Source organism: Bradyrhizobium sp. (assembly GCF_030646015.1).
In the GTDB taxonomy this organism is placed as follows: Bacteria; Pseudomonadota; Alphaproteobacteria; order Rhizobiales; family Xanthobacteraceae; genus Bradyrhizobium.
The window spans coordinates 1-3,827 of record NZ_JAUSLT010000055.1 but is presented as its reverse complement, the minus strand read 5'-3'; the positions used below and the strand labels follow the sequence as shown (position 1 = coordinate 3,827).

At 63.4% G+C, this 3,827-nt stretch carries 6 protein-coding genes; all 6 read right to left on the bottom strand.

Annotated features, from left to right (window positions below):
- Nucleotides 1-849, bottom strand: an 849-nt coding sequence (locus tag Q7T45_RS08005) for a PAS domain-containing protein (RefSeq protein WP_304869485.1), incomplete at its 3' end; no start/stop codon positions are given.
- A 179-nt stretch (nt 850-1,028) separates the two neighbouring features.
- Nucleotides 1,029-2,108: a flagellar biosynthesis protein FlhB gene (gene flhB / locus Q7T45_RS08000; protein ID WP_304869483.1), complete on the bottom strand. Its 1,080-nt coding sequence runs from the start codon at nt 2,106-2,108 to the stop codon at nt 1,029-1,031.
- An 11-nt stretch (nt 2,109-2,119) separates the two neighbouring features.
- Entirely contained in the window at nt 2,120-2,890 is a 771-nt protein-coding gene (gene fliR / locus Q7T45_RS07995) for a flagellar biosynthetic protein FliR (RefSeq protein WP_304869481.1), read from the bottom strand.
- A 19-nt stretch (nt 2,891-2,909) separates the two neighbouring features.
- A complete protein-coding gene (gene fliQ / locus Q7T45_RS07990) occupies nt 2,910-3,173 on the bottom strand; it encodes a flagellar biosynthesis protein FliQ (protein WP_304741920.1) in 264 nt (87 codons plus the stop codon).
- A 138-nt stretch (nt 3,174-3,311) separates the two neighbouring features.
- Nucleotides 3,312-3,623, bottom strand: coding sequence for a flagellar hook-basal body complex protein FliE (fliE, locus tag Q7T45_RS07985; protein WP_304869479.1), 312 nt, complete (start codon nt 3,621-3,623; stop codon nt 3,312-3,314).
- A 17-nt stretch (nt 3,624-3,640) separates the two neighbouring features.
- The coding region (locus tag Q7T45_RS07980) for a flagellar basal body rod C-terminal domain-containing protein (protein ID WP_304869477.1) at nt 3,641-3,827 on the bottom strand (187 nt) is incomplete at its 5' end.

Below are 3,827 nucleotides of genomic sequence, written 5' to 3'. Positions count from 1 at the left end.
CTCGCCGGGCACCGCCACGATCGAAGTCAGCAGCGAGGCGCCGTCGCCGGACACGATGTCGGTCAGCTTCAGGCCGCCATTGCCGATTTCCGCGAGGTCGTGATCCAGCCAGTTCGCCAGCGTGGCGTTGACATAGACGAGGTCGCCGCCGGCATTGACCGAGAAGAACCCGCACGGCGCATGATCGAGATATTCGATGGCGTGCTGCAGTTCCTGGAACACGTCCTCCTGCCGTTCGCGGTCGCGGGTGATGTCGGCGATCGACCACACCGCGTATTTCGCCTCGCGCTTGCTGGCGCCGAGCGGGCGGACCCGCATCCGCAGCCAGCGGCCCTGGCTGCCATCGGAGCCGGCGATGCGGACCTCTTCCTGCTGCCGCTTGCCTTCGCGCGCCGCCTTGAGCAGGCGGAACACCGCTTCCGAGACGTCGGGATTACCGATGAAGACCCGCTCCACCGGGCGCGCGTCCTGCGCGGTCGCAGCCCCCGTCAGCGCCAGATAGGCGGCGTTGGAATAGACCACATGGCCGCGGGAATCGGTCACCGCCAGCCCGTCATAGGCGTGATCGGCAATCCGGCTCATCACCGGGTCGTCGGCGGCGCGATCGGCGAAACGGATGATGCCGGCGGCGAAGGCGAACAGGTTGAACAGTCCGACCATCGCCAGCAGCGCCAGCAGCCCGAGGATATAGGGCTGCGCCTGGGACCGGCCGATGGTCATCAGCGCGACCGCGACCGCGACGATCGCAAAGGCCACCAGCAGCACCAGAACAATGCTGCCGTTGCGCCGCGCCGGCTCCTGGGCGGCGAAGGGCTGTGGCGCGGGATCGTGGTCAGGTTCGGCGATCATGCCAGCGGATAGAGCCTGTCGACATACATGTTACGCGCCTGCGCGCGCTGCCGGGCGCGCTTTTGCCCGCCCGCTCCTGAGTGCCTGAATCGGGCCTGCCAACGCAAGGCCGTCCCATCAGCTATTTCGCCCGCCGCGATCATTTCCAGCCTGTTCCGGAGCGCCTTCTATCGCCGGTTTCACGCCTGACGGCCGGAAAACCCGCGCTTGAGGCCCATGACGTAGCCGATAATCTCGGCGACCGCATGGTAATGTTCCACCGGGATTTCGTCGTCGACATCCACGGTCGCATGCAGCGCCCGCGCCAGCGGCACGTTCTCCACGATCGGGATGTCGTGCTTGCCGGCTATTTCCCTGATCTTGAGCGCCAGCGAATCGATACCCTTGGCGACGCAGATCGGCGCCGGCATGCCACGTTCGTAGCGCAGCGCCACCGCGTAGTGGGTCGGGTTGGTGATGATCACGGAGGCCTGGGGCACCGCGGCCATCATCCGCTTCTTCGAGCGCTGCTGGCGCAGCTGCCTGAGCTTGCCCTTGATGTGCGGGTCGCCTTCGGACTGCTTGTACTCCATCTTCAAGTCCTGCAGCGACATCTTCTGCCGCTCGTACCAGGTCCGGTACTGAAAGAAGAAGTCCCCGATCGCGACCACCGCGAGCATCGCCACCACGGCGCCCATCAGTTGCAGCGTCAGGCTGGTGGTGACGACCATGATCGACGAAACGTCGAACCGCACCATCGATTCCAGGCGATAGCGCTCCGGCCACAGCACCGCCGTCATCACGGCGCCGAGCGCGATCACCTTGAAAAGGCCCTTGACGAAATTCGCCAGTCCCTGCTTGCCGAAGATCCGCTTGAAGCCGGCGCCCGGCGAGACCTTGTTGAATTTCGGCTTGATCGACTCGGCCGACCACACCAGCCGGTGCTGGATCATGTTGCCCGCGATCGCCGCAATCGCAAACATCAGGAACGGCACGCCGAGCGCCGCCATCATCGAATATCCGAGGCTCTGCGTCAGCGCCATCAGACCCGCGCCATCGGTGCGGATCATCCACGAATTGGCCACCAGATTGCGCAGCGGCGCCATGATGCCGCCGCCGATCGATCCGTGAAAGGATGACAGCACCAGCGTGGCGCCGGCGAGCACGAACCAGGTATTGACCTCCTGGCTCTTGGCGACATCGCCTTTTTCGTGGGCATCATCCAGACGTTTTTGACTGGGGTCTTCTGTTTTGTCTGAGGAGTCATTCTCATCGGACATCGATCAAGCCCTTACCTTGATGGTATCAGCTGATGCATGACGCCGATGAAGTATTCGAGGAAGGTTCCCATCATCGTGACGAGGACCAGCGCCAGGATCAGGAAGCCGAACAGAATCGACAGCGGTACGCCGACGAAATAGACCTGCATCTGCGGCATCAGCCGCGCCAGCACGCCAAGCCCGATATTGAAGACGATACCGAACACCAGGAACGGCGCCGACAACTGGATCCCGATCTTGAAGGCGGCGGTAAAGGCGCGGGTGGCTAGCGAGGCGACATCGCCGCTCACCATCGCCTCGCCCGGCGCAAAGATCGAATAGCTGTCGTTGAGGGCTGCGATCACCAGATGATGGCTGTCGGTGGCAAACAGCAGCGTCAGGCCGAGGATGGTGAGGAAGTTTCCGATCAGGAGGCCCTGCTGCCCCTGGGTCGGATCGACGGTGGTGACAAATCCGAGGCCGAGCTGCTGGGCGATCACCGATCCCGCGACCTGCAGCGCCGACAGCGTCACCCGCGCGGTGGCGCCGAGCACGATGCCGATGACGATTTCGTGCATCATCAACACCAGCAGCGCGGTGATCGACTGCATGTCGATATTGTAGGCAGCGCGGTGCAGCGGCAGGATCACCAGCGTCAGCAGCAGCGCGATCGCCAGCTTGATGCGAACCGGAATATTGGCCTCGCCGAGCCCGGGCAACAGCATCACCATCGCGCCGATGCGGGCAAATACCAGCATGAAGGTCGCGGCGAGCGCCGGCAGCAATGAAATGTCGATGCGCATGATTCACGCGCATAGTGCCTCAACCGCCTATGATTCGCGACGATATCCGCATCATGTAGCCGTGCAGCGACTCCGACATGAACGGCAGCGCCAGCAGCAGCGTCACGAAGATCGCCAGGATCTTGGGCACGAACACCAGGGTCTGTTCCTGGATCTGCGTCAGCGCCTGGAACAGAGACACCACCACGCCGACGACCAGACCGACCACCATCAGCGGCGACGACACCACGACGATGGTCCAGATCGCATCGCGCGCGACATCGAGGGTTTCAGCACCGGTCATGACATGTATTCCAGTTCGGGTCAGTCGTCATTGCGGGGCGCGCGCCAGCGCGAACCTAAGATGTGCAATTGCACATCGGGGAATCTCGAGATTCCGGGTCTGGTCCTTCGGACCATCCCGGAATGACGTCGCAAGAAATCAGATCGGCATCCGCATGATCTCTTCGTAGGACTGGATCATGCGGTCGCGCACCGACACCAGCGTCGAGACCGCGACGTCGGTTTCGGCCACCGCCGTCACCACGTCCATCACGTTGGCCTTGCCCGACGTCATCGCCACCGTCTGCGCGTCGGATTTGCGGCCGGCCTCCATCACGCTGCCGAGCGCCTCGTTGAGCACCGCGCCGAAGGATTGACCGCCACCGGCTTCGGCGCCCTTGCTGGCGCCGGCAGGGCTGGTCATGCGGGCAAGTGCGGCGTAGGCATTTGCAGCGACTGTGGGTGAAGCCATGGCTTTAAGTTTCCTGTTCAGGCCTTGAGGATGTCGAGCGTGCGTTGGATCATCCGGCGCGTCGCGCTGATGATGTTGAGGTTCGCCTCGTAGGATCGCTGCGCTTCGCGCATGTCGGTCATTTCGACCACCGAATTGACGTTGGGGTATTTGACGTTGCCGGCGGCATCCGCCGCCGGATTGCTGGGCTCGTATTTCACCCGG

Excerpts from the sequence above, each read along its gene's own strand:
- flhB (WP_304869483.1), bottom strand. The coding sequence starts at position 2,108 with ATGTCCGATGAGAATGACTCCTCAGACAAAACAGAAGACCCCAGTCAA.
- fliR (WP_304869481.1), bottom strand. The coding sequence starts at position 2,890 with ATGCGCATCGACATTTCATTGCTGCCGGCGCTCGCCGCGACCTTCATG.
- fliQ (WP_304741920.1), bottom strand. The coding sequence starts at position 3,173 with ATGACCGGTGCTGAAACCCTCGATGTCGCGCGCGATGCGATCTGGACC.
- fliE (WP_304869479.1), bottom strand. The coding sequence starts at position 3,623 with ATGGCTTCACCCACAGTCGCTGCAAATGCCTACGCCGCACTTGCCCGC.